Annotated in this window: 18 protein-coding genes; 10 read left to right on the top strand and 8 right to left on the bottom strand. The window is 69.9% G+C overall.

Translation table 11 applies throughout. The features are described from left to right. The first annotated feature begins 70 nt into the window (after window positions 1–70). The 5 genes from AC1HFW_RS17980 (at window position 71) to AC1HFW_RS17960 (ending at window position 10,340) form a co-directional block, all read left to right on the top strand. Window positions 71–1,348 (top strand): MdtA/MuxA family multidrug efflux RND transporter periplasmic adaptor subunit, encoded by a 1,278-nt coding sequence (locus AC1HFW_RS17980; protein ID WP_035359951.1) that lies wholly within the window; start codon window positions 71–73, stop codon window positions 1,346–1,348. Window positions 1,349–1,363: 15 nt separating this feature from the next. After that, complete coding sequence (locus tag AC1HFW_RS17975) at window positions 1,364–4,462, top strand: MdtB/MuxB family multidrug efflux RND transporter permease subunit (protein WP_006392689.1); 3,099 nt, start codon at window positions 1,364–1,366, stop codon at window positions 4,460–4,462. Then, the gene (locus tag AC1HFW_RS17970) at window positions 4,459–7,569 is read left to right on the top strand and encodes a multidrug efflux RND transporter permease subunit (protein WP_479284672.1); all 3,111 of its coding nucleotides are present in this window, start codon (window positions 4,459–4,461) and stop codon (window positions 7,567–7,569) included. Before AC1HFW_RS17975 ends, AC1HFW_RS17970 begins: the two co-directional genes overlap by 4 nt. Then, window positions 7,566–9,137 carry an efflux transporter outer membrane subunit gene (locus tag AC1HFW_RS17965; RefSeq protein ID WP_479284670.1) on the top strand — a complete coding sequence of 524 codons (1,572 nt, stop codon included), beginning with the start codon at window positions 7,566–7,568 and terminating at the stop codon, window positions 9,135–9,137. Before AC1HFW_RS17970 ends, AC1HFW_RS17965 begins: the two co-directional genes overlap by 4 nt. 204 nt (window positions 9,138–9,341) lie before the next feature. Then, the gene (locus tag AC1HFW_RS17960) at window positions 9,342–10,340 is read left to right on the top strand and encodes a Bug family tripartite tricarboxylate transporter substrate binding protein (RefSeq protein ID WP_479284669.1); all 999 of its coding nucleotides are present in this window, start codon (window positions 9,342–9,344) and stop codon (window positions 10,338–10,340) included. 60 nt (window positions 10,341–10,400) lie between these two features. Here the strand turns inward: AC1HFW_RS17960 and AC1HFW_RS17955 are convergent, their stop codons facing one another. The 8 genes from AC1HFW_RS17955 to AC1HFW_RS17920 form a co-directional block, all read right to left on the bottom strand. Next, the gene (locus tag AC1HFW_RS17955; protein WP_479284667.1) at window positions 10,401–11,654 is read right to left on the bottom strand and encodes a D-amino acid dehydrogenase; all 1,254 of its coding nucleotides are present in this window, start codon (window positions 11,652–11,654) and stop codon (window positions 10,401–10,403) included. Between the two features lie 53 nt (window positions 11,655–11,707). Next, window positions 11,708–13,207, bottom strand: coding sequence for an N-acyl-D-amino-acid deacylase family protein (locus tag AC1HFW_RS17950; protein ID WP_479284665.1), 1,500 nt, complete (start codon window positions 13,205–13,207; stop codon window positions 11,708–11,710). Window positions 13,208–13,216: 9 nt separating this feature from the next. Further along, window positions 13,217–13,882, bottom strand: coding sequence for a TetR/AcrR family transcriptional regulator (locus tag AC1HFW_RS17945; protein ID WP_006392695.1), 666 nt, complete (start codon window positions 13,880–13,882; stop codon window positions 13,217–13,219). A gap of 332 nt (window positions 13,883–14,214) precedes the next feature. Continuing rightward, window positions 14,215–15,177, bottom strand: coding sequence for a Nudix family hydrolase (locus AC1HFW_RS17940; protein ID WP_479284663.1), 963 nt, complete (start codon window positions 15,175–15,177; stop codon window positions 14,215–14,217). Beyond that, window positions 15,170–16,036 carry an ATP-binding protein gene (locus tag AC1HFW_RS17935; protein WP_006392697.1) on the bottom strand — a complete coding sequence of 289 codons (867 nt, stop codon included), beginning with the start codon at window positions 16,034–16,036 and terminating at the stop codon, window positions 15,170–15,172. Before AC1HFW_RS17935 ends, AC1HFW_RS17940 begins: the two co-directional genes overlap by 8 nt. Window positions 16,037–16,330: 294 nt before the next feature. Further along, window positions 16,331–17,557 (bottom strand): bifunctional glutamate N-acetyltransferase/amino-acid acetyltransferase ArgJ, encoded by a 1,227-nt coding sequence (gene argJ, locus AC1HFW_RS17930; RefSeq protein ID WP_241068107.1) that lies wholly within the window; start codon window positions 17,555–17,557, stop codon window positions 16,331–16,333. Window positions 17,558–17,678: 121 nt separating this feature from the next. Further along, entirely contained in the window at window positions 17,679–18,719 is a 1,041-nt protein-coding gene (locus AC1HFW_RS17925) for a hypothetical protein (protein WP_238891179.1), read from the bottom strand. Between the two features lie 117 nt (window positions 18,720–18,836). Further along, a complete protein-coding gene (locus AC1HFW_RS17920) occupies window positions 18,837–19,331 on the bottom strand; it encodes a MarR family winged helix-turn-helix transcriptional regulator (protein WP_006392700.1) in 495 nt (164 codons plus the stop codon). 310 nt (window positions 19,332–19,641) lie between these two features. Between AC1HFW_RS17920 and AC1HFW_RS17915 the strand changes: the two genes are divergently transcribed. The 5 genes from AC1HFW_RS17915 to AC1HFW_RS17895 all read left to right on the top strand — a co-directional run bounded on the left by AC1HFW_RS17915 (window position 19,642) and on the right by AC1HFW_RS17895 (window position 24,349). Beyond that, window positions 19,642–20,805 carry an ABC transporter substrate-binding protein gene (locus AC1HFW_RS17915; protein WP_006392701.1) on the top strand — a complete coding sequence of 388 codons (1,164 nt, stop codon included), beginning with the start codon at window positions 19,642–19,644 and terminating at the stop codon, window positions 20,803–20,805. Between the two features lie 151 nt (window positions 20,806–20,956). Beyond that, entirely contained in the window at window positions 20,957–21,877 is a 921-nt protein-coding gene (locus AC1HFW_RS17910; RefSeq protein WP_006392702.1) for a branched-chain amino acid ABC transporter permease, read from the top strand. Window positions 21,878–21,879: 2 nt separating this feature from the next. After that, a complete protein-coding gene (locus AC1HFW_RS17905) occupies window positions 21,880–22,848 on the top strand; it encodes a branched-chain amino acid ABC transporter permease (protein WP_479284658.1) in 969 nt (322 codons plus the stop codon). Beyond that, entirely contained in the window at window positions 22,845–23,645 is an 801-nt protein-coding gene (locus tag AC1HFW_RS17900; RefSeq protein WP_479284657.1) for an ABC transporter ATP-binding protein, read from the top strand. Before AC1HFW_RS17905 ends, AC1HFW_RS17900 begins: the two co-directional genes overlap by 4 nt. Further along, window positions 23,645–24,349 (top strand): ABC transporter ATP-binding protein, encoded by a 705-nt coding sequence (locus AC1HFW_RS17895; RefSeq protein ID WP_006392705.1) that lies wholly within the window; start codon window positions 23,645–23,647, stop codon window positions 24,347–24,349. Before AC1HFW_RS17900 ends, AC1HFW_RS17895 begins: the two co-directional genes overlap by 1 nt. The last annotated feature ends 3 nt before the right edge of the window (window positions 24,350–24,352 follow it).

Genomic DNA, 24,352 nt, shown 5'->3' with positions numbered 1-24,352 from the left:
GACAATGGCTGAAATGTCGGTCGTCTAGGTCACAATACGGCTTTCTCCGTCAGTGCCGGAACCGTTCCCCATGTCCGATAGCCGTCCCGTTTCCCCGCCCTCCCGCTGGACCCGCCGCAGAATCATCGGGCTGGTGGTGCTTTTGCTGGTGGTGGCCGGCATCGCCTGGCTGGCGCTGCGGCCGGCGGCCAAGCCGGGCGGCGCGGGCGGCGGACGCCCGGGCGCGGGCGGACGGCCCAACATGGCGGCGGCGATGGCCAACCTGGCCGTGCCGGTGCGGGTGGCCAGCGCCGTGACGCAGGACATCGACATCTTCCTCAAATCCCTGGGCACCGTGACCGCCTACAACACCGTCACCGTGCGCAGCCGCGTCAGCGGCGAACTGGTCGACGTGCCGTTCCAGGAAGGCCAGCAGGTCAAGGCCGGCGACCTGCTGGCGCAGGTCGATCCGCGCGCCTTCCAGGTGGCGCTGGACCAGGCCCGCGGCACCCAGATGCAGAACCTGGCGCTGCTGGACAACGCGCGCCGCGACCTGCAGCGCTACCAGGCGCTGTTCAAGCAGGACTCGATCGCCAAGCAGCAGGTCGACACCCAGGCCGCGCTGGTGCGCCAATACGAAGGCACCATCAAGAGCGACCAGGCCAATGTCGACAATGCCCGCCTGCAACTGGACTACGCCCGCATCACCGCGCCCATCAGCGGCCGGCTGGGCCTGCGCCAGGTCGACCGCGGCAACCTGGTGTCCAGCTCGGACACCAATGGCCTGGTGGTGATCACCCAGACGCAGCCGATCTCGGTGGTCTTCACGCTGCCCGAGACGCAGCTGCCCGAGGTGCGCGCCGAGCTGGCCCAGGGCCGCACCCTGGCGGTGGAGGCCTATGACCGCGCCGATACCCGCAAGATCGCGTCCGGCACGCTGGCGACGCTGGACAACCAGATCGACGTCACCACCGGCACCCTCAAGCTCAAGGCCAAATTCGAGAACCAGGACGACGCGCTGTTCCCCAACCAGTTCGTCAACGTGCGCCTGCACGTGCTGACGCGCAAGGGCGTGACGGCGATCCCGACGGCGGCGGTGCAGCAGGGCTCGGCCGGCGCCTTCGTGTTCCAGGTGCAGCCGGACAACACCGTGCAGGTCAGGCAGGTCAAGCTGGGCGCCATCAACAATGGCATGGTGGCCGTCAACGAGGGCCTGCAGCCGGGCGACCGCGTCGTCACCGAAGGCACCGACCGCCTGCGCGCCGGCGCCAAGGTCGACGTGGTGGGCGGCGACGAGGTGATTCCCGCTGCCAAGGACAAGTCGCTGGGCGGGGGCGCGCCGGCGGGCACCACGCCCGCGACGCGATAAGCAGGGGGCCGCGCCGTGAGCCCGTCGCGCCTGTTCATCCTGCGGCCCGTGGCCACCACGCTGTCGATGGTGGCCATCCTGATCGCCGGCTTCATCGCCTACCGCCTGCTGCCGGTGTCGGCCCTGCCCGAAGTCGACTACCCCACCATCCAGGTGACCACGCTGTATCCGGGCGCCAGCCCGGACGTGATGACGTCGCTGGTGACCTCGCCGCTGGAGCGGCAGTTCGGCCAGATGCCGGGCCTGAACCAGATGTCGTCGACCAGTTCGGGCGGCGCCTCGGTCATCACCATGCAGTTCAACCTGACGCTGCCGCTGGACGTGGCCGAGCAGCAGGTGCAGGCCGCCATCAACGCGGCGTCGAACCTGCTGCCCAACGACCTGCCGGTGCCGCCGACCTACAACAAGGTCAACCCGGCCGACGCGGCGGTGCTGACGCTGGCCATCACCTCGCCCACCATGCCGCTGCCGCAGGTGCGCGATCTGGTGGACACGCGGGTCGCGCAGAAACTGTCGCAGATTCCGGGCGTGGGCCTGGTGAGCGTGGCGGGCGGGCAGCGTCCCGCGGTGCGGGTGCAGGTCAATCCGCAGGCGCTGGCGGCCAACGGCCTGGGGCTGACCGACCTGCGCACCGCGGTGGTGGGCGCCAACGTCAACCAGCCCAAGGGCAACCTGGACGGGCCGCTGCGCTCGACCACCATCAACGCCAATGACCAGCTCAAGTCGCCCACCGACTACAACGACCTGATCATCGCCTACAAGAACAACGCGCCGCTGCGCCTGTCGGACGTGGCGCGCGCGGTCGAGGGCGCCGAGGACACGCGCCAGGCCGCCTGGGCCGGCGACAAGCCGGCCATCCTGCTGAACATCCAGCGCCAGCCCGGCGCCAACGTCATCGACGTGGTCAACCGCATCCAGACGCTGCTGCCGCAGTTGCGCGCGGCGCTGCCGGCCACGCTGGACGTGACGGTGGTGTCCGACCGCACCCAGACCATCCGCGATTCGGTGGCCGACGTGCAGTTCGAGATGCTGCTGGCGGTGGCGCTGGTAGTGATGGTGACCTTCGTGTTCCTGCGTAGCATCACGGCGACGCTGATTCCCAGCGTGGTGGTGCCGCTGTCGCTGGTGGGCACGTTCGGCATCATGTACCTGGCCGGTTTCTCCATCAACAACCTGACGCTGATGGCGCTGACCATCGCCACCGGCTTCGTGGTGGACGACGCCATCGTCATGATCGAGAACATCGCCCGCCACATCGAAGAGGGCGAGACGCCGCTGCAGGCCGCGCTCAAGGGCGCCTCGCAGATCGGCTTCACGCTGATCTCGCTGACCTTCTCGCTGATCGCGGTGCTGATCCCGCTGCTGTTCATGACCGAGGTGGTGGGGCGGCTGTTCCGCGAGTTCGCCATCACGCTGGCGGTGTCGATCCTGATCTCGCTGGTGGTGTCGCTGACCCTGACGCCGATGATGTGCGCGCGCCTGCTGCGCGCCGAGTCCGAGCAGAAGCACGGCCGCTTCCACCAGGTGACCGGCGCCTTCATCGACCGCACCATCGCCGCCTACGACCGCATGCTGCAGAAGGTGCTGCGCCACCAGCCGCTGACGCTGCTGGTGGCGCTGGCGACCTTCGCGCTGACTGTGCTGCTGTACATCCTGATCCCCAAGGGCTTTTTCCCGCAGCAGGACACCGGGCTGATCCAGGCCATCACGCAGGCGCCGCAATCGATTTCCTTCTCCGCCATGGCCGAGCGCCAGCAGGCCGCGGCGCGGCTGGCACTGGAGGATCCCGACGTGCAGGCGGTGTCGTCGTTCATCGGCGTGGATGGCAGCAACGCCACGCTCAGCGCCGGCCGCATGCAGATCGCGCTCAAGCCGCAGGCCGAGCGCAAGGGCGACCTGCCGACCGTGATGACGCGGCTGCAGGAGGCCTTCGGCAAACAGGACGGCCTGACCGTCTACATGCAGCCGGTGCAGGACCTGACCATCGAGGACCGGGTCAGCCGCACGCAATACCAGATGACGCTGTCCAACCCGGACCTGAAGGTGCTGAGCGAGTGGACGCCCAAGCTGATCGACCGGTTGCGCCAGGTGCCGGGCCTGAAGGACGTGACCGACGACCTGCAGGACGACGGCCTGCAGACCTGGGTCGAGATCGACCGCGACGCGGCCTCGCGCCTGGGCATCACGGCGGCGGTGGTGGACGAGGCGCTGTACGACGCCTTCGGCCAGCGCCTGATCTCGACCATCTTCACCCAGTCCAACCAGTACCGGGTGGTGCTGGAGGTGCAGCCGCAGTTCCAGATGAACCCGGCCTCGCTCGGGCAGATCCACGTGCCGACCTCGGCCGGCGCGCAGGTGCCGCTGTCGTCCATCGCCCGCATCACCGAGGGCAAGACGGTGCTGGCGGTGAACCGGCTGGACCAGTTCCCGATGGTCACGGTGTCGTTCAACCTGGCGCATGGCGCATCGCTGTCGGCCGCGGTCGAGGCGATCACCGCGGCCGAGGCCGAGATCGGCATGCCGGCCAGCGTCGAGACGCGCTTCCAGGGCGCGGCGCTGGCGTTCCAGAATTCGCTGTCGAGCACGCTGTGGCTGATCCTGGCGGCCATCGTCACCATGTACATCGTGCTGGGCGTGCTGTACGAAAGCTACATCCATCCCATCACCATCCTGTCGACGCTGCCGTCGGCCGGGGTGGGCGCGCTGCTGGCGCTGCTGATCAGCGGCACCGAGCTCGACATGATCGGCATCATCGGCATCATCCTGCTGATCGGCATCGTCAAGAAGAACGCCATCATGATGATCGACTTCGCGCTCGACGCCGAGCGCAAGCGCGGCCTGTCGCCGCGCGCGGCGATCCATGAGGCCGCGCTGCTGCGCTTCAGGCCGATCCTGATGACCACGCTGGCGGCGCTGTTCGGCGCGCTGCCGCTGATGCTGTCGACCGGCACCGGCGCCGAGCTGCGCCAGCCGCTGGGCCTGGTGATGGTGGGCGGCCTGCTGCTGAGCCAGGTGCTGACGCTGTTCACCACGCCGGTGATCTACCTGATGTTCGACCGCATGTCGCGGCGCTGGCGCGGCATGCGCCAGGCGCGCGCCGGAGACGCGACGTGATCCTGTCGGCGCCCTTCATCGTCCGGCCGGTGGCGACCACGCTGCTGTCGCTGGCGATCGTGCTGGCGGGCATGCTGTCGTTCTTCTTGTTGCCGGTGGCGCCGCTGCCGCAGGTGGACATCCCCACCATTTCGGTGTCGGCCAGCCTGCCGGGCGCGAGCCCCGAGACCATGGCCTCCAGCGTCGCCACGCCGCTGGAACGCTCGCTGGGCAGCATCGCCGGCGTGACCGAGATGACCTCCAGCAGCACCCAGGGTTCGACCCGCGTGACGCTGCAGTTCGACCTGTCGCGCGACATCAACGGCGCGGCACGCGACGTGCAGGCGGCCATCAATGCCGCCCGCTCGCTGCTGCCGACCAGCCTGCGCAGCAATCCCACCTACCACAAGTCCAATCCGTCGGACGCGCCCATCATGACGCTGGCGATGACGTCCGACACGCTCAGCCAGGGCCAGATGTACGACCTGGCCTCGACCATCGTGGCGCAGAAGCTGTCGCAGGTGGACGGGGTGGGCGAAGTGACGGTGGGCGGCAGTTCGCTGCCGGCGGTGCGCGTGACGGTGCTGCCGGGCGCGCTGGCCAACCGCGGCGTCTCGCTCGACGACGTGCGCACGGCGCTGGCCAACGCCAACGCCAACCGCCCCAAGGGCGTGCTCGAAAACGACCAGTACCACTGGCAGGTGATGGTCAACGACCAGCTCAGCCGCGCCGAGCAGTACCGGCCGCTGATCGTGGCCTGGCGTGACGGCGCGCCGGTGCGCGTGTCGGATGTGGCCAAGGTCGAGGACTCGGTCGAGGACTTGTACCAGACCGGTTTCTACAACCAGCGCAACGCGATCCTGATGATCGTGCGGCGCCAGGCCGACGCCAACATCATCGAGACCGTGGACGCGGTGCGGGCCCAGCTGCCGGTGCTGCTGGCGCTGATGCCGGCCGACGTGCAGCTGACCGTGGCGCAGGACCGCACGCCCAGCATCCGCGCCTCGCTGCACGAGGCCGAGCTGACGCTGGTCATCGCGGTGGGCCTGGTGGTGCTGGTGGTGCTGCTGTTCCTGCGGCGCTGGCGCGCGGCCATCATTCCCAGCGTCGCGGTGCCGGTGTCGCTGATCGGCACCTTCTGCATCATGTATCTGTGCGGCTTCACGCTCAACACCATCTCGCTGATGGCGCTGATCGTGGCCACCGGCTTCGTGGTGGACGATGCCATCGTGGTGCTCGAGAACATCATGCGCCACGTCGAGAACGGCATGTCGCCGATGCGGGCGGCGCTGCGCGGCTCGCGCGAAGTCGGCTTCACGGTGCTGTCGATGAGCCTGTCGCTGGTGGCGGTGTTCATCCCGATCCTGCTGATGGGCGGGGTGGTGGGGCGCCTGTTCCGTGAATTCGCGGTGACGCTGTCGGCGTCCATCATGGTGTCGCTGGTGGTGTCGCTGACCCTGACGCCGATGATGTGCGCGCGCCTGCTCAAGGCCGAACCCAAGGAGCCCAGGCCGCCGGGCCGCCTGGCGCGCTGGGCCGAGGGCGGCTTCGCCTGGATGCAGGACGGCTACCGCCGCAGCCTGGCCTGGGCGCTGGCGCACAGCCGCCTGATGATGCTGATCCTGGCGGCGGCGGTGGGGCTGAACGTATACCTGTACACGGCCGTGCCCAAGGGCTTCTTCCCGCAGCAGGACACCGGCCAGCTGCTGGGCTTCTTCCGGGTCGACCAGGGCACCTCGTTCCAGGCCACGGTGCCCAAGCTGGAGGCGCTGCGCAAGGTGGTGCTGGCCGATCCGGCGGTGCAGAGCATGACCGGCTTCGCCGGCGGGCGCGGCGGCAGCAACAGCAGCTTCATGCAGATCCAGCTCAAGCCGCTGGCCGAGCGCGGCGTGTCCGCGGACCAGGTCATCAACCGCCTGCGGGCGCGGCTGCAGAACATGCCGGGCGCGCGCATGTTCCTGGTGTCGCAACAGGACATCCGCATCGGCGGCCGCCAGAGCCAGGGCTCTTACGACTACACCCTGATGTCCGGCGACCTGCAATTGCTGCGCACCTGGATGCCCAAGGTGCAGCAGGCCATGTCGAAGATTCCGGAGATCACCGACGTCGACACCGACGTCGAGGACAAGGGTCGCGAGATCAGCCTGGTGATCGACCGCGACGCCGCCACGCGGCTGGGCGTGAGCATGTCGACCATCTCCACGGTGCTGAACAATTCCTTCAGCCAGCGCCAGGTGTCGGTGATGTACGGGCCGCTGAACCAATATCACGTGGTGCTGGGGGTGGACCAGAAGTTCGCCCAGGACATCGAGTCGCTCAAGCAGGTCGAGGTCATCACCTCGAGCGGGGCGCGGGTGCCGATGGCGGCCTTCGCCCGCTTCGAGAACGCCAACGCGCCGCTGAGCGTGCAGCACCAGGGGCTGTTCGTGGCCGACACGGTGTCGTTCAGCCTGGCGCCGGGCGTGTCGCTGGGCCAGGCCACCGCCGCCATCGACGCCGCGGTGGCGCGCATCGGCCTGCCGTCGGATCAGATCCAGGCCGGCTTCCAGGGCACCGCGGCGGCGCTGCAGCAGACGCTGGCGCAGCAGCCGTGGCTGATCCTGGCGGCGCTGGTCACCATGTATATCGTGCTGGGCATCCTGTACGAGAGCTTCGTGCATCCGCTGACGATCCTGTCGACGCTGCCGTCCGCCGGGCTGGGCGCGCTGCTGGCCCTGCTGCTGGTGCGCACCGACTTCACGCTGATCGCGCTGATCGGGGTGTTCCTGCTGATCGGCATCGTCAAGAAAAATGCCATCATGATGGTGGACTTCGCGCTGGACGCCGAGCGCAGCCAGGGCATGGCGCCCAAGGAAGCCATCTTCCAGGCCTGCCTGACGCGCTTCCGGCCGATCATGATGACGACCATGGCCGCCATCTTCGGCGCGCTGCCGCTGGTGGTGGCCACCGGCGCCGGCGTCGAGATGCGCCAGCCGCTGGGCATTACCATCGTGGGCGGGCTGGTGCTGAGCCAGATCCTGACGCTGTACACCACTCCGGTGGTCTATCTCTACCTTGACCGTTTCCGCCTCTGGGCCGCGCGCGGGCGCGCCCGGCGTGGCGGGGCCGCTTCGATAGAACAACTATGATCCGTAACGCCAAGCCTTTCCCTTCCGCATTCCTGCCGCGCGCCGGCATCACGCTGGCGCTGTGCGCCGCGCTGGCCGCCTGCGCCGTCGGCCCCGACTACCAGCGGCCGGCCCTGGACGTGGGCGCGGCCTACAAGGAAGGCCAGGGCGAGGTGCCGGGCTGGAAGCGGGCGCAGCCGCGCGACGACGCCGATCGCGGGCAATGGTGGCGGGTCTATGACGACGCCACGCTCAACGGCCTGGTGGATGCGCTCAATACGTCGAACCAGACCATCGCCCAGGCCGAGGCCAATTACCGCCAGGCGCTGGGCCTGGTGCGCGGCGCGCGCGCCGGCTTCTTCCCGACCGTGGGCGCGGGCGCCGGCCTGACCCGCTCGGGCAACGGCGGCGGCAGTGGCGGCGGTTCGTCGTCCTCGTCGTCGGGCGGCGGCAACGTGTCCAACCAGTATTCGCTGACGGGCAATGTCAGCTGGGAGCTGGACGTGTGGGGCCGCGTGCGCCGCAGCGTCGAGGCTTCCGAAGCCAGCGCGTCGGCCAGCCTGGCCGACCTGTCCGCGACCCGCCTGAGCGCGCAGGCCGCATTGGTGCAGGCGTATCTGCAGTTGCGCGTGCTGGACGAGCAGAAGCGCCTGCTGGACGCCACCGTGGCGGCCTACGAGAAGTCGCTGCAGCTGACGCAGAACCGCTATAGCGTGGGCGTCGTCGGCCAGGCCGACGTCGCCGTGGCGCGCACCCAGGTCGAGAGCACGCGCGCCCAGTCGATCGACCTGGATTGGCAGCGCGGCCAGTACGAACACGCCATCGCCGTGTTGATGGGCCAGGCGCCGTCGCACTTCAGCCTGCCGCCGGCGGCATTCTCCGTGCAGCTGCCGCAGATCCCGGTGGGCCTGCCGTCCGAACTGCTGGAGCGCCGCCCCGACGTGGCCGCCGCCGAGCGTCGCGCCGCCGCCGCCAACGCGCAGATCGGCGTGGCCCAGGCCGCCTGGTTCCCCAGCCTGACCCTGTCGGCCGACGGCGGTTTCCGCAACGGCCAGTTCGCCGAGCTGTTGACGGCGCCGGCGCGCTTCTGGTCGCTGGGGCCGGCGCTGGCCTTGACCATTTTTGACGGCGGCGCGCGCCAGGCGCAAGTCGAGCAGGCGCGGGCGTCGTACGACGCGCAGGCCGCGGCCTACCGGCAGGCCGCGCTGACCGGACTGCGCGAAGTCGAGGACTACCTGATCCAGCTGCGCGTGATGGAGAACGAGCAGACCGTGCAGCGCCGCGCGCTCGAGGCCGCGCGCGAATCGCTGCGGCTGATGCAGAACCAGTACAAGGCGGGGCTGGTGGATTACCTGAGCGTCGCCGTGGTGGACGCCACCGCGCTCAGCAACGAGCGCAGCGCCCTGACGCTGTACGGCAATCGCCTGGTGGCCAGCGTCAACCTGATCGTCGCGTTGGGCGGCGGCTGGAATGGCCTGCCCACGCCGCAAGCGGCCAATACCGCCGCTGCGCCGGCTACCGGCGGCACGCCGGATGCCGCGCCTGCCAGCGCACCACCCCCCGTGCCAACCCCCGCTTCCACCAGGTAGGGATAACGCCTGAATCCTCCTCTGCCCGATTGACAAGCCAGGGGCCCGGGTTCCTAATGCGACAAAAGTGACCGTATGGTCACGTCGGGCCCAGGCCCGGGTCGCGGTCCCTGCCCACGGCAGGCCGGCCGCGCCGAATCGCGAAGCACCGATGCACCGGATTCCGTTTGATCAATCGAACACTTCTGACGAAGGGGAAAGAGGATGGGCAGGTTTTTTCGTGCAGGAAAGGGCGCCGTCGCGACCCTGGCGGGCGGCATTGCGCTGGCGGCGGCGTTGACCGCCCCGGCGGCCGGCGCCACGTGGCCGGAACGTCCCATCACCCTGATCGTGCCGTTCCCGCCGGGCGGCACCACCGACATCTTCGCGCGCACCATCGCCGAACACATGCGGCCGGCGCTGGGCCAGTCGATCGTGGTCGAGAACAAGCCGGGCGCCGCTGGCAACCTGGGCGTGGCGGCGGCCGCGCGCGCCCAGCCCGACGGCTACACCATCGTGCTGGGCTCGGTGGGCACGCAGAGCGTCAATCAGTTCCTCTACAACAACATCGGCTTCAATCCCGCCACCGACCTGGTGCCGCTGGGCATGATCGCGTCCACGCCGAACGTGATGGCGGTGGCGGCCGGCTCGCCATGGCGCACGCTGCAGGACGTCATGCAGGTGGTGAAGAAGGATCCGGGCAAGTATTCCTATGCCTCGCCCGGCATCGGCTCGTCGGTGCACCTGACCGGCGCCTACTTCGAGTCGATGGCGGGCCTGCAGATGCTGCACGTGCCGTTCAAGGGCTCGTCGGTCGCCATCCCGGCGGTGATCGGCGGGCAGGTCGACATCCTGATGGACAACCTGCCGAGCTCGATGGCGGCGCTCAAGGCCGGCGACCGGCTGCGCGGCATCGCCGTCACGTCGGCCGAGCGCAGTCCGGCCGCGCCGGACCTGCCGACCATGGCCGAGGCCGGTTTGCCGGGTTTCGAGGTGACGGCCTGGTCCGGCCTGTATGCGCCGCGCGGCACGCCCGCGCCGGTGGTGGACAAGCTGATCGCGGCGATGAAGCAGGCGTTGCAATCACCGGCCCTGCGGCAGTCGCTGGCGCAGGGCGGCGCCACGCCCGGCAACCTGTTCGGCGCCGACCTGGCCGCCTTCGAGGTGAAGGAGCGCGACAAGTGGGGCAAGCTGATCCAGAGCCGCGGCATCAAGGCGGAATGAGGCCGGGCCGGCGCGTGGCCGGCCGTCGCTGAAACCCGCGCGCGGCCCGGCGCCGCGCTCTTAAGCGGCGAACGCGAAGCCCGCCGCTTCCACGGCGGGACGCTGCCCGCGCATCAGGTCGACCAGCATGCGCGCGCTGCCGGCGGCCAGCGTGAAGCCCAGGCCGCCATGGCCGGCATTGAGCCACAGGTTGCGCCATGGCGTGGCGCCGATCAACGGTTTGCCGTCGGGCCGCGCCGGCCGCAGGCCGGCCCAGGGCTGCGGCGCGCTGGCCGCGTTCAGGCGCGGGAACAGGCGCGCCACGTCGCGCTCCAGGCTGCGCGTGCGGCGCGGGTCGATGGCGCCGTTCGCGGCGCCGATGTCGACCATGCCCGCCACCCGCAGGCGTTGCCCCAGCCGCGCATAGACCACCTTGCGGCCGATGTCGCTGATGCTGGCGCGTGGCGCGATGCTGTCGGGCGTCAGGTCGTAGGTCAGGCTGTAGCCCTTGAGCGGATAGATGCGCAGGTCGAGCCCGATGCGGCGCGCCAGCGCCTGCGCGCCGATGCCGCCGGCCAGCACGTACTGATCGGCCTGCAGGTCGCCGGCGGGCGTGGCCAGCGCCACGATGCGGCCGCCTTCGGTGCGCAGCGCCGATACCGGCGTGTCGAAGTGAAATTGCACCGCGCCTGGCGCGGCCCGCAGGATGCGCTCCAGTTCCGTGCACAGGCGCAGGCAGTCGCCGGCGTCCTCGGTCGGCGTGTGGATGGCGCCGGCGATGCTGGCGCCGATGTCGGCCAGCGCCGGCTCCAGCGCCAGGCAGGCCTGGCGGTCCAGGGCGCGTTGCTCGCAACCCAGCGAGGCCTGGTAGTCCATCTGCGCCAGCGCCCGGCCATAGGCCGCCGCGTCCTGGTAGACCAGCAGCTTGCCGTCCGAACTGAAGTCGAACGCCGGCCGCTCGTGGCCGACCAGCTGGTGCATGCAATGGCGGCTGTACAGCCCCAGCGCCAACAGTTCACGGGTGGTGGCGCGGCTGCGGCCGCGGGTGCAGGCCTGCAGGAAGTCCAGGCACCAGCGCCATTGCGCCGGGTCCAGCCTGGGCCGCCAGCGCAGCGGCGTGTCGCGCCCCAGCAGCCACGCGGGCAGCTTGGGTAGCACCGCGGGGTCGGCCAGCGGCGCGACGAAGCTGTAGCTGAGCTGGGCGCCGTTGGCGCGGCTGGTGGCCAGGCCCGGGCCGGGGCCGGCCTCCACCACGCTGACGCGGTGGCCTTCGCGATGCAGGTAGTAGGCGGTGGCCATGCCGACCACGCCCGCGCCGATGACGATTGTGTGCATGATGCTCCGGGAGCGGGGGCGCCGCCCGCGGGACGGCGCCGGGTGACGGGGATTCAGGCGGCCCAGGCCGGCGTTTCGAAACCGGGCGCGGCGCGCTCGGCGCCACGCAGCAGGCGGCCGGGGCGGGCGCCGGTGGCCACGCCATGCGCTTCCACCAGCTCGCCGTTGACCAGCACCGCCTGGATGCCGGCGGACGGCTGCAGCGGTTCGGCGAAGGTGGCCTGGTCGGCCACCACGGCCGGGTCGAACACCACCACGTCGGCATAGCAGCCGGCGCGCAGCACGCCGCGGTCGCGCAGGCCGAACTGGGCCGCGGTCAGGCTGGTCATGCGGCGGATCGCCTCTTCCATGCCGAGCACGCGCATCTCGCGCACGTAGCGGCCCAGCACCCGCGAGAACGCGCCCCACAGGCGCGGATGCGGCCGCTGGTCGTGCGGCAGGCCGTCGGAGCCGATCATCACGCTGCCGTGGCCGATGACGCGCTTGACGTCGTCTTCGTCCATCGAGAAATAGATGGCGCCGCCGGGCGACAGTTCCTCGGCCAGGCGCTGCGGGTCCTTGCCCTCGCGCGCCGCCAGTTCGCGCAGGTCCACGCCCTGGATCTCGGGGCGGGTCTGCGACCAGGTGACGATGATCCTTTCGCCGGCCGGCACGCGGCGCGGCTCCAGGATGGTGGACGAAGCGGCGTAGGGATAGACGTCCATGCCCAGCGGCTGGTCGGCGCGGGCGCGGTCGAACAGCGCCAGCGTTTCGGCGGTGCGGCCGTGGTTGTGCTTGCCGGTGACCTTGTGGTGCGACAGGATCGCCGGCACGTCGGCGGCGCGGCCGATCAGGAAGGCTTCCTCCATGGCGTCGCAGACGTGGTCGGCCTCGTCACGCAGGTGGGTGGTGTAGAGGCCCTGCCACGACGACAGCGGCTCGGCCACGCCGATCACCTCCTCGGTGCTGGCGTGCATGGCGGTGGGGTAGTACAGGCCGGTCGAGAGGCCCGCGGCGCCGGCCGCCATGGCCTGGTCGAGCGCGTGGCGCATGACCGCGATTTCCTTCTTGTCGGCGGGCCGGTCCAGGCGGTCCATCGCCGACACCCGCAGGCTCGAATGGCCCACCAGCGCCAGGCTGTTGACCGCGGCCGGGCTGGCCTCGAGCGCGGCGGCGTAATCCTGCATGCGCGCATACAGTTCGCCGGTGTGCTGCGCCAGCAGGTTCAGCGGCGGCGGCACGGTGTCGCCGGGCGCATGCACGGGCGCCAGGCTGATGCCGCAGTTGCCGGTCACCACCGTGGTGACGCCCTGGCTGACCTTGGGCCGCATCAGCGGCGCGGCCAGCAGCGCGCGGTCGTCATGGGTATGGCAGTCGATGAAGCCCGGCGCCACCACCTTGCCGCTGGCGTCGATGCGATGCCGGGCATGCCAGGCCGCGCCGTCGCCGATGGCCGCGATGCGCTGGCCGGAGATGGCCAGGTCGGCGCGGCGGGCGGGCGCGCCCAGGCCGTCGGCGATCAGGCCGCCGGTGATGATGAGGTCGTATTCCTGCGGAGCGGGTTGCGCGGGCATGGGATGGGATCAGGGTTCGGGGTCGGCGGGCGGCCGCGCTTTCTTGCGGCGCGCCTCCAGGTGGGCCAGGGATTGCTGGTTGAGCGCGTCCGGGAAACCCTGTTTCACCAGGTGCTCCAGCGCGTCGTTGATGCGCGCCCAGCCTTCCGGCGTGCGCAGCGGCACGCCGAGGAAATGGCTTTCGGTCTTGGCGCGCAGCATCAGGTACAGCACGCCCGCCAGCATCACGCTGACGACGGCGGGCACGTCCATGTCGGGGGTCAGGCCGTCGACGCGGTCGATGAAACCGCGCGCGGCGCGCTCGCGGCGATCGGCCAGCGGGGCGGACACCTCGTTGCGTTCGATCAGTTCCCAGCGCCGCACTTCGCGCAGCGTCTCGTTGCCGGACAGAGCGTCGATCTGCGCGCGCAGCATCGACAGCACCAGGTCGCCGGGACTGCGCTGGCTGGATTCGTCGGCCGCCAGCAGGTCGGGATTGCGGGTCCAGAAATCCTGTTCCTGCATCCAGGCCAGCATCAGGCCGGGCATGCCGTCGAAATAGCGGTAGATGAGTTCCTTGCTGACGCCGGCGCGCTTGGCGATGGCGTTGATGCCTACGCCTCCCATGCCGGTTTCCTTGATCTGGTCTTCGAGGGCCTGCAGGATCTGGCGCTCGGTATTCTCACGTCGGGACATTGGCCGGTTCCTTCTTGGTGAGGAGGGAGTGTCATCTTGCCAGACTTCCCCGTCTGGGTAGACGGCCGTGGCGCGTCGGCGGTGCCTGGGCGGCCATCGAAGTGGGGCATGCGGGCTTCCTCGTGTGAAGGCGGCGGCCGGGAGGCGGGGCCGCGCGGCAGCGCGCCGGCCCGATGGCATCCCTTGATGTGACTGCGTGGTCACAATGATGGTCAAGATAGGGCGCGGGCGCCCGGCGCGGCAAGGGGGGAGTTTCCCTAGGCGAGAACGAGAGTGGCCGGCGCGGCGGGCCGGCGCGACCGCGCGGGTCGGCCGGTTCCGCGTCCGCGGCGTCAGATCAGGCCGCGGATGCCGGCGATGCCGTGCGCGCCATGGCGCAGGGCCTGCGAGACGGTCTGGGTGGATTGCCCGCCCAGCGCGAACACCGGAATGCCGGCGTCGCGGTTGCCTTCGACGAAGCCGTCCCAGCCCAGCGTCGGCGCGCCGGGATGGCTGGGGGTGTCCAGCACCGGGCCGAGCACGGCGAAGTCCGCGCCCAGTTCGCGCGCATGCACCACCTGGGTGTTGTCGTGCGCCGAGACGCCCACCAGCGCACCCGCCGGCAATTCGGGGCGGGCGGCCAGGCGCGCGGCGTCGGCGCCGCGCAGGTGCACTCCGTCGGCCTCGCGCCACCAGGCGGCCGGATGGGCGCTGTTGACCAGCACCCGCGCGCCGGCGGCGTGGCAGCGCTTGACGATCTGCTGCAGCGCCTCGTGCAGCGAGGCCGAGGCCGGGCCGTCGGGCCATTGCGGTTCACGCAGCTGCACCAGCCTGACGCCGCGCGCCAGCGCCGCGTCCAGCCGGGCCAGGAACGCCGACAGGCCGGCGCGCGAGCCGATGGCGCTGATGCCGTAGGCGGTCGGCAGCTGCAGCCAGCGCAGCGGCGGCAGGGTGGCCGGCAACAGGTCGCCGACCGAGGCGGCGTTGGCCGGGTCGACCCATTCCAGGCGCTGGTTCTCCAGGCTGCGCGGCTCGCCTTCCCAGCCGGTGACGTGGCAGAACGCCAGGCGCACCGTGGTGTGGGGGTAGGCGTGCACGTAGGTTACCCACGGCCGCGACTGCGTCACGCGGATGCCGATCTCTTCCTGCAGCTCGCGCGCCAGCGCCTGCAGCACGGTCTCGCCGGGTTCGAGCTTGCCGCCGGGCAGCTCCCACCAGCCCGACCAGGGCTTGCCTTCGGGACGCTGGCCCAGCAACAGCATGCCGTCCGGACGCAGGATCAGGCCGGCGGCGACATCGATGATCTTGTCAGACATGGCGGGCGGCCCAGTCACGGGCGAATTGGTAGGCGACGCGCCCCGAGCGCGAACCGCGCTCGATGGTCCACTGCAGCGCCTCGGTGCGCGACGGCTCGATGTGCGCCTCGGGGCAGCCCAGCTCGCGCAGCCAGTGGTAGACGATGTCGAGGTAGTCGTCCTGCTTGAAGGGATAGAACGACAGCCACAGGCCGAAGCGCTCGGACAGCGAGATCTTTTCCTCGACGGTTTCGCCGGGGTGGATCTCGCCGTCGGGCTGGTGCTTGGCCTGCAGGTTCTCGCTCATGTATTCCGGCATCAGGTGGCGCCGGTTGGAAGTGGCGTAGATCAGCACGTTGTCGCCCGAGGCCGCGACCGAGCCATCCAGCACGGACTTGAGCGCCTTGTAGCCGGCCTCGCCTTCCTCGAACGACAGGTCGTCGCAGAACACGATGAAGCGTTCGGGGCGCGAGGCCACCAGTTCGACGATGTCGGCCAGGTCGCCCAGGTCGGACTTGTCGACTTCGATCAGGCGCAGGCCGCGGTCGCCGTGGGCGGCCAGCATGGCCTTGACCAGCGAGCTCTTGCCGGTGCCGCGGGCGCCGGTCATGAGGACGTTGTTGGCGGGCTTCTTGTCGATGAACTGCTGCGTGTTGCGCTCGATGATGCCTTTCTGGCGTTCGATGTGCTGCAGGTCCTCGAGCTCGATGCGGGCCACGTGGCGCACGGCATCGAGCCAGCCGCGCGAACCGCGCTTGCGCCAGCGGAACGCGTGGGCGTTCCAGTCGATGTCGGGGGGAGCGGGCGGCAGCCAGGCTTCAAGCTGGGCCAGGACGCGCTCGGCGCGCTGGATGAGGGTGGTGAATTCGGTCGCGGTCACGGTGTGATCCTGGAAGAGCGAACGGGCGGGCCCGGCACCGGGCCCGCATCGCATTCGCGGGCATCGTCGGAAGAAGAGGGCGCGTATCCCGCCGCAAGGCGTCGTGGGGACGCGCACCGCTCAACGGTTGTCACCTGCCGGGGACCGCGGTGATGCCACGGATTCCCCGGGGGCAGTGACCGGCGATGGGTAAGGCGCAGCCACTGGATTTCATTGCTGCCGCCATCCCGCGGGGCCCGGCGGCAATGCCGGAGTCCCGCGCCCGGGGTCAGCCGGGCGGATGGCGGGTCTTGATCAGGAACGGTAATCGGCGTTGATCGACACGTACTCGTGCGAGAAATCGCAGGTGTAGACGGTGTCGTTGACCTGGCCGCGGCCGAGCGCGATGCGCACGGTGATCTCGGCCTGCTTCATCACGCGCTGGCCGTCGGCTTCCTGGTAGGCCGGGTTGCGGCCGCCGTCCTTGGCCACCAGCACGTCGTCGAGCCACAGGCGGATGTTGGACACGTCCAGGTCGTCGATGCCGGCGTAGCCAACGGCGGCCAGGATGCGGCCCAGGTTGGGGTCCGAGGCGAAGAAGGCGGTCTTGACCAGCGGCGAGTGGGCCACGGCGTAGGCCACCTTGAGGGCTTCCTCGGTGGTGCCGGCTTCTTCCACGCGGATGGTCATGAACTTGGTGGCGCCTTCGGCGTCGCGCACGATCTTCTGCGCCAGTTCCAGCGCGGCGGCGGTCAGGGCCTCGCGCACGGCGGCGTAGGCGGCGTCGGACTCGGCATTGACTTCGACGCCCGACTTGCCGGTGGCGACGATGATGAACGAGTCATTGGTGGAGGTGTCGCCGTCCACCGTGATGCGGTTGAACGAGGCGTCGGCGATTTCGACCGCCAGCTTGCGCAAGAGCGGCTGGGCGATGCCGGCGTCGGTGGCCAGGAAGCTCAGCATGGTCGCCATGTTGGGGCGGATCATGCCGGCGCCCTTGCTGATGCCGGTGAAGGTGACGGTCTTGCCATCGATCTGGGCGCGGCGCGACGAGATCTTGGGGAGCGTGTCGGTGGTCATGATGCCGTGCGCGGCGCTGGACCAGTGGTCGGCGCCGAGGTTGGCGATGGCGCCCGGCAGGCCGGCGAACAGGCGGTCCAGCGGCAGCGGCTCCAGGATCACGCCGGTCGAGAACGGCAGCACCTGCGCGGCGGGCACGCCCAGCAGGCGGCCGAGCTCGGCGCAGGTGTCCTGGGCTTTCTTCAGGCCCTCGGCGCCGGTGCCGGCGTTGGCGTTGCCGGTGTTGATGACCAGCGCGCGGATCGGGCCGCCGTCGGCCAGGTGGGCCTGGCAGACCTGCACCGGCGCGGCGCAGAAGCGGTTGCGGGTGAACACGCCGGCCACGCTGCTGCCTTCGGCCAGGCGGAATACCGTCAGGTCGCGTCGGTTGGCTTTGCGGATGCCGGCCTCGGTGACGCCGATTTCAACGCCGGCAACAGGAAAAATTTCGGACTCGGAGGGGATCTGCAGGTTAACGGCCATGACTTCGTCTCATGAATGAGCAGGACGGAATCGCCGCCAGGGCAAGGCGGCGCGCGGGGGAAAGCTTCGTATTATCCCACTGCTTTGCGACAGCCGGCGGCGGCCGCCTGAAAGCCGGCTGTCAGGGGGCGGTGCGCATGGCGGCCACGTCCAGCACGCCGGCCTCGCGGTTGGACAGCACGCGGCGCACGGTGCCGTCCGGCGCCTGCAGCACCGACATGCCGGCGGCGACTTCCTTGCCGTCGGCCTGCCGCGCCGCGCGTCCGCGCGAGGGCGAGAACAGCAGGTCGCCGGGCTGCATGCCGGGCACGCGCGGGCCGGCCGTCAGCATGCGGGTGCCGGTGGGGTAGGTGATGCCGCCGAAGGCGCTTTCGCGCCCCAGCAGGCCCTCGAACGCCAGCAGGCGGCGCTGGGCGTCCAGCGTCATGTCCACCTTCAGCAGCGGCAGGCCGTCCACGGACAGCGGCTCGCTGCCTTCGGCGCGCAGCAGCCAGCGCGGCGCCGGGCTGGCCGGGTCGGGGGCGCCGGCGCGGGCCGCGTCGTCGACCTTGAGCCAGGCGCCGGGCGGGATGGGCTGCTGGTTGAGGGTGTTGCCGATCGCCAGGTGGCAGCTGGCGAAACGCGGCTGGCCGCCCAGCATGACGAATTCGACCCGGTGGCCGTGGGCGCAGAGCCAGCCGTCCAGGGCCTGGTCGCGGGCGATCTCGGCCGACAGCGTCTCGGGCTGCCGGCTGCTGGCCGGGTAATGGAACAGGCGGGTGGCGCTGATGCCCTGCACGGTGGCCGGATGGCCCTCCGGGAAGGTGGCGCGGTCGAACGAGGCCGGATCGCCGGCGGCGGTCAGGCGCAGCACCGTGCCGGCCGGCATGTCGACCCCGGCCAGCCGGGTGGGCTGGTCCAGCACCCGGTCGAGGCTGGCGCCCAGGCGGGCGTCGCGCTGGGCGACCAGCCATTGGCTCAGCTGCTGGTAGGGAAAGATGCCGCCGACCAGGGCCAGCAGCGCCATCAGGAGGGTGCCGCGGCGGCGATGGTCGCCCAGCCACAGCCGGGCGCCGCGGCTGGTGGCCAGGACGGCCAGCCAGGTCAGCAGCGTCGACAGGCAGGCCAGCGAGACGGCCATCAGCACGTAGTAATTACCGCCAGGAAGAGATACCGGAATCATGGCGGCAATTATGCGCCAAACCGTTGTCGTTTTTTGTCGGCCGGAGGGGGCGGCAGGGGTGAAAACGCATCGGCGCGCGCCGGTGGCGGACCGGCCGGGCGGCGCGCCGGATACGGCTCAGTCGCCGGCGGCGGCCGAGCGGGTGGCGATCACCTGCAGTTTCAGTTCGCCCAGCGCCTGGAACAGCGCGTTGCGGCTGGCCTCGGGCAGCTCGCCGAACATCGACTTGACCCACGACTCGTGGGCCCGCGCCATCTTGGCGAAGCTCTTGCGGCCTTGCGGCGTCAGCTTGATGAGCGAGCTGCGGCGGTCGGACTCGACCTTGGTGCGCACCACCAGGCCTTCTTTTTCGAGCTGGTCGGTGATGCCGGTGATATTGCCGTTGGTCACCATCATGTGGCGCGACAGCTCGCCCATCTTCATGCCCTTGGGCGCGCGCTGCAATTGCGCCATCAGGTCGAAGCGCGGCAGGGTGGTGTCGAACTCGTTGCGCAGCCGGCTGCGGATCTCGCCTTCGATGAGATTGGCGCAGGTCAGCATGCGCAGCCACAGGCGCAGCGCATGGTGATCGTCGGGGGCGGCGCGGGATTCCAGGTCGGGAGCGTCTGTCATGGTCGGGAAGGTTACCGGGAATGCGTGGAGAGGTCTGTATTCTTGAGTATCGGGCCGATGTCGGGTAATGTCCGCGCGGGCGGGCCCGCGCCGTGGATCATTGGTAAAAACCCTAGACTTGTTTTGCCGAATACTTTAAACCTAAACTATGAACCACGCCAGTTCTCCCCATGCCGCACCCCGGGATCGGCTGCTGCGGGCGCCGGTCTGACGGCCGTCTGATCGGGCCGGCAGGCCGGGCATAGAAGTCCTTCGAATCGCAATCTCAGAAAAACACCCTCGGCGCGGCTCGCGCACGGAGCACACCACCATGCGTTTCATCACTTCCCTCGTTGCCGCCGCCGCGTTGATCCCGGCACTGGCCCACGCCGATCCGGTCAAGGTCGGCATCGCGAATGACATTTCCGGCCCGTTCTCGGCCCTGGGCGCCGAAGCCCGCGACGGCTTCAACCTGGCGATCAAGCAGCTGGGCAGCAAGCTGGGCGGCCAGCCCGCCGAATTCCTGCAGACCGACATGGGCGGCAACCCGGACCAGGCCCGCCAGCTGGTCACGCGCTACATCCAGCGCGACAAGGTCGATTTCTTCACCGGCCCGATCGGCTCGAACGTGGCGCTGGCCGTCGGCCCCGCGCTGTTCGCCGCCAAGGTGCCGTACCTGTCGAACAACCCGGGCCCCAGCCAGTTCGCCGGCGCCCAGTGCAACAACTACTGGTTCGGTTCGTCCTACCAGAACGACGCCTTCCACGAAGCCGCCGGCAAGGTCGCGGCCGACCGCGGCTTCAAGAAGATGTTCATCATGGCCCCCGACTACCCGGCGGGCAAGGACGCCCTGACCGGCTTCAAGCGCGGCTACAAGACCGCCCCGGGCGACGAGGTCTACACCAAGCTCGGCCAGATCGACTACGCCGCCGAAATCGCCCAGATCCGCGCCGCCAAGCCGGACGCGGTCTACATCTTCCTGCCGGGCGGCATGGGCATCAACTTCGTCAAGCAATTCGTGTCGGCCGGCCTGTCGCAGAGCGTCAAGCTGATCGGCCCGGGCTTCTCGGCCGACGAGGACGTGATCCAGGCCGTGGGCGAGCCGATGCTGGGCATGTACAACACCGCGCAGTGGGCGCATGACCTGGACGTGCCGCAGAACAAGGCCTTCGTCGAGGCCTTCCGCAAGGAATACAACGGCCGCTACCCGTCGGTGTACGCCGCCCAGGCCTATGACGTCATCATGGCCATGGACGCCGCCGTCAAGCAGGCCGGCGGCAAGGCCTCCGACCGCGAGGCCATCGTCCAGGCGCTGGCCAAGGCCGACTACCCCTCGGTGCGCGGCAGCTACACCTACGGCAAGAACCACTACCCGATCCAGGCCTACTACCTGCGCGTGGTCGACAAGGACGCCAGCGGCCGCATCACCAACAAGCTGGTGGGCAAGGTCTTCGACAAGTACCAGGACGTCTACGTCGGCGACTGCAAACTATAAAAGGCGGCGGGACGCGTAAAGCGTCGCGGCTACACGATGTAGCCTGGCCCCGCGGGGTCGCGCGGATCCGGCTTCGCCGGTCCGTCGCGACGCCCCCTTGAGGGGGGAAGCGCGCAGCGCTCCGGGGGTGGGCCCACCAGGGGATTTATTCATGACGTTCACGCTCATCATCGAGCAATTGCTGAACGGTCTGCAGTTTGGGTTGATGTTGTTTCTGATCGCGGCCGGGCTGACCCTGGTGTTCGGCATCATGGACATCATGAATCTGGCGCACGGCTCGCTCTATATGGCAGGCGCCTATGTCGCCGCCGAAACCATGCAGCGCACGGGGTCCTTCACCGCCGCCGTCCTGGTGGCCGCCGTCGCCACCGGGCTGGTCGGGGTGGCGCTGGAACTGACGCTGATCCGCCGCCTGGCGCTGCGCGACCACCTGGCCCAGGTGCTGGGCACCTACGCGGTCATCCTCATCGCCAATGACCTGGTCAAGATGATCTGGGGCCCGGCCCCGGTCATGCTGAACATGCCGGCGCTGCTGTCCGGGCCGGTGCGCCTCTTGCCCGACCTGCTGTATCCGGCCTACCGCCTGATGATCATCGTGTTCGGCGTGGCCTCGGCCGTGGGGCTGTACTGGTTCGTGACGCGCACCCGCGCCGGCGTGCTGGTGCGGGCCGGCGCCTCGAACCGCCAGATGGCCACCCTGATGGGCGTGCGCGTGCCGCTGCTGTTCCTGGGCGTGTTCGTGCTGGGCGCCATGCTGGCGGCCGTGGCCGGCGCGCTGCTGGGTCCGATCACCTCGGTGCAGGTCGGCATGGGCGAGGAAATCCTGATCCTGGTGCTGGTGTGCATCGTCATCGGCGGCATCGGCTCGATCCGCGGCGCCTTCGTCGGCGCGCTGCTGGTAGGCATGGTCGACACGGCCGGGCGGGCCTTCCTGCCGATGCTGCTGCGCCAGGTGTTCTCGCCCGCGGTCGCGTCCAGCGTCGGCCCGACGCTGGCGGCCATCGCCATCTACGTGCTGATGGCGGCGGTCCTGGTGTTCCGGCCTTCCGGCCTGTTTCCGGCGCGAGGCTGAGCATGCGGACCTCTTCGATCCTCTGGACCCTGGCCCTGCTGGCCGCGCTGGCGGTGTTCCCGCTGGTGGCGCCGGCCCTGGGCCTGGATTTCTACATCTCCTTCGTGCGGCGCGTGCTGATCTACGCGCTGGCCGCCACCAGCCTGAACCTGATCCTGGGCTACGGCGGCATGGTGGCGCTGGGCCACGCGGCCTTCTTCGGCGCCGGCGCCTACGCGGTCGGCATCCTGGCGATGTCGGGCGTGACCTCGGCGCTGGTGTCGTGGCCGGTGGCGATGCTGCTGGCGGCGCTGCTGGCCTTCATCACCGGCGCGATCTCGCTGCGCACCCGCGGCGTGTACTTCATCATGATCACGCTGGCGTTCGCGCAGATGCTGTTCTACATCTTCATCTCGCTGCGCCAGTACGGCGGCGAGGACGGCCTGAACCTGCCGGGCTACTCGTCGCTGCCGGACATCGACCTGGCCAACGACGTGGCGTTCTATTACCTGGTGCTGGTGATCTTCGCCGTGATGATGTGGCTGTTCGGGCGGGTGACGCTGTCGCGCTTCGGCACCGCGCTGCAGGGCATCCGTGAAAACGAGTCGCGCATGGAATCCATGGGCTACCCGGTCTACCGCATCAAGCTCACCGCCTTCACGCTCAGCGGCGCCGTGGCCGGGCTGGCGGGCGCGCTGCTGGCCAACCACAACCTGTTCATCTCGCCCAGCCTGATGCACTGGACCCAGTCGGCCAACCTGCTGATCATGGTGCTGGTGGGCGGCATCGGCCTGCGCTACGGCGGCGTGGCCGGCGCGGTGGTGATGCTGGTGCTGGAGGAAGTGCTGCGCCAGTGGACCGAATACTGGCACCTGCCCCTGGGCGTGCTGCTGCTGTGCGTGGTGTTCGGCGCGCCGCGCGGCCTGGTGGGCCTGTTCGGCCCGCTGTTCGGCGGCCGCGCCGCAGCCCAAACCGGCAAGGCGGGATCATGAACCAGACCCCTACCTCGACGCACGCGCCCGCGCTGCAGGCCAGCAACCTGGTGCGCCGTTTCGGCGCGCTGGTGGCCACCGACAACGTCTCGATCGCGCTGAACCCGGGCGAAATCCACGCCCTGATCGGCCCCAACGGCGCCGGCAAGTCGACCCTGATCCACCTGCTGTCCGGCACGCTGGCGGCCGATTCCGGCAGCCTGGCCGTGGACGGCCGCGACGTCACCGCCATGAACGCGCACCAGCGCGTGGCGGCGGGCCTGTCGCGCTCGTACCAGATCACCAACATCTTCAAGCAGTCGAGCGTGCTCGACAACCTGGTGCTGGCGGTGCAGGCCCACGCCGGCAGCAGTTTCCGCTTCTGGAAGCCGCGCGCCGCCGAGTCGGCCCTGTACGAGCAGGCCCGCGAGCTGGCGCGCGAATGCGCCATCGATCCCGCCCTGCTGGAGCGCGCCGCCGGCACCCTGCCGCACGGCGAGCAGCGCAAGGTGGAGTTCGCGCTGGCCCTGGCCGCGCGGCCGCGCGTGCTGCTGCTGGACGAACCCATGGCCGGCATGGGGCCCGACGAGACCCTGCGCCTGACCGACCTGATCGAATCCCTGCGCGGCCGCGCCGCCATGCTGCTGGTCGAGCACGACATGCAGGCGGTGTTCCGGCTGGCCGACCGCATCTCGGTGCTGGTCTATGGCCGCGTGATCGCCACCGGCACGCCGGACGAGATCCGCGCCAATCCGGAGGTGCGCCAGGCCTACCTCGGCGATGATGAAACGGCGCCCGCGCGCCAGGAGGTTGCCTGATGCTCAGCATTGAATCGGCCCAGAGCGGCTACGGCGCCAGCCAGGTGCTGTTCGGGGTGGACCTGCAGATCGGCGCGGGCCAGGTGGTGACGCTGCTGGGCCGCAACGGCATGGGCAAGACCACGCTGCTGCGCACGCTGTTCGGCCAGCTGCCGCTGCGCGGCGGCAAGATCCGCTTCGCCGACCAGGACATCAGCGGCTGGAGCCCGGACCGCATCGCCCGCACCGGCATGGCCATCGTGCCGGAAGGGCGCCAGTGCTTTCCCAACCTGACGGTGCGCGAGCACCTGACGGCCTTCGTGGCGGCGCGCAATCCCGCCATCGGCGAACCCTGGACGCCCGAGCGCGTGTTCGAGCTGTTCCCGCGGCTGGGCGAGCGCGCCCGCAACATGGGCAACCAGCTGTCGGGCGGCGAGCAGCAGATGCTGGCGATCGGCCGCGCGCTGGTCACCAACCCGCGCCTGTTGATCCTGGACGAGGCCACCGAGGGTCTGGCGCCCAAGATCCGCGAGGAGATCTGGAACTGCCTGGCGCGCCTGCGCCAGGCCGGCCAGACCATCCTGGTGATCGACAAGTACGTCGAGCGCCTGCTGAGCCTGGCCGACCGCCACGTCATCCTGGAGCGCGGCAAGGTGGTCTGGACCGGCGACTCCGCCGCGCTCGATGCCGACCGCGGGTTGTGGGAACGCTACCTGGGCGTGTAGCGT

The organism is Achromobacter sp. ISS7 (genome assembly GCF_056523125.1).
The sequence above is the reverse complement of the archived record's forward strand: the minus strand, read 5'-3'. Positions and strand labels throughout refer to the sequence as shown.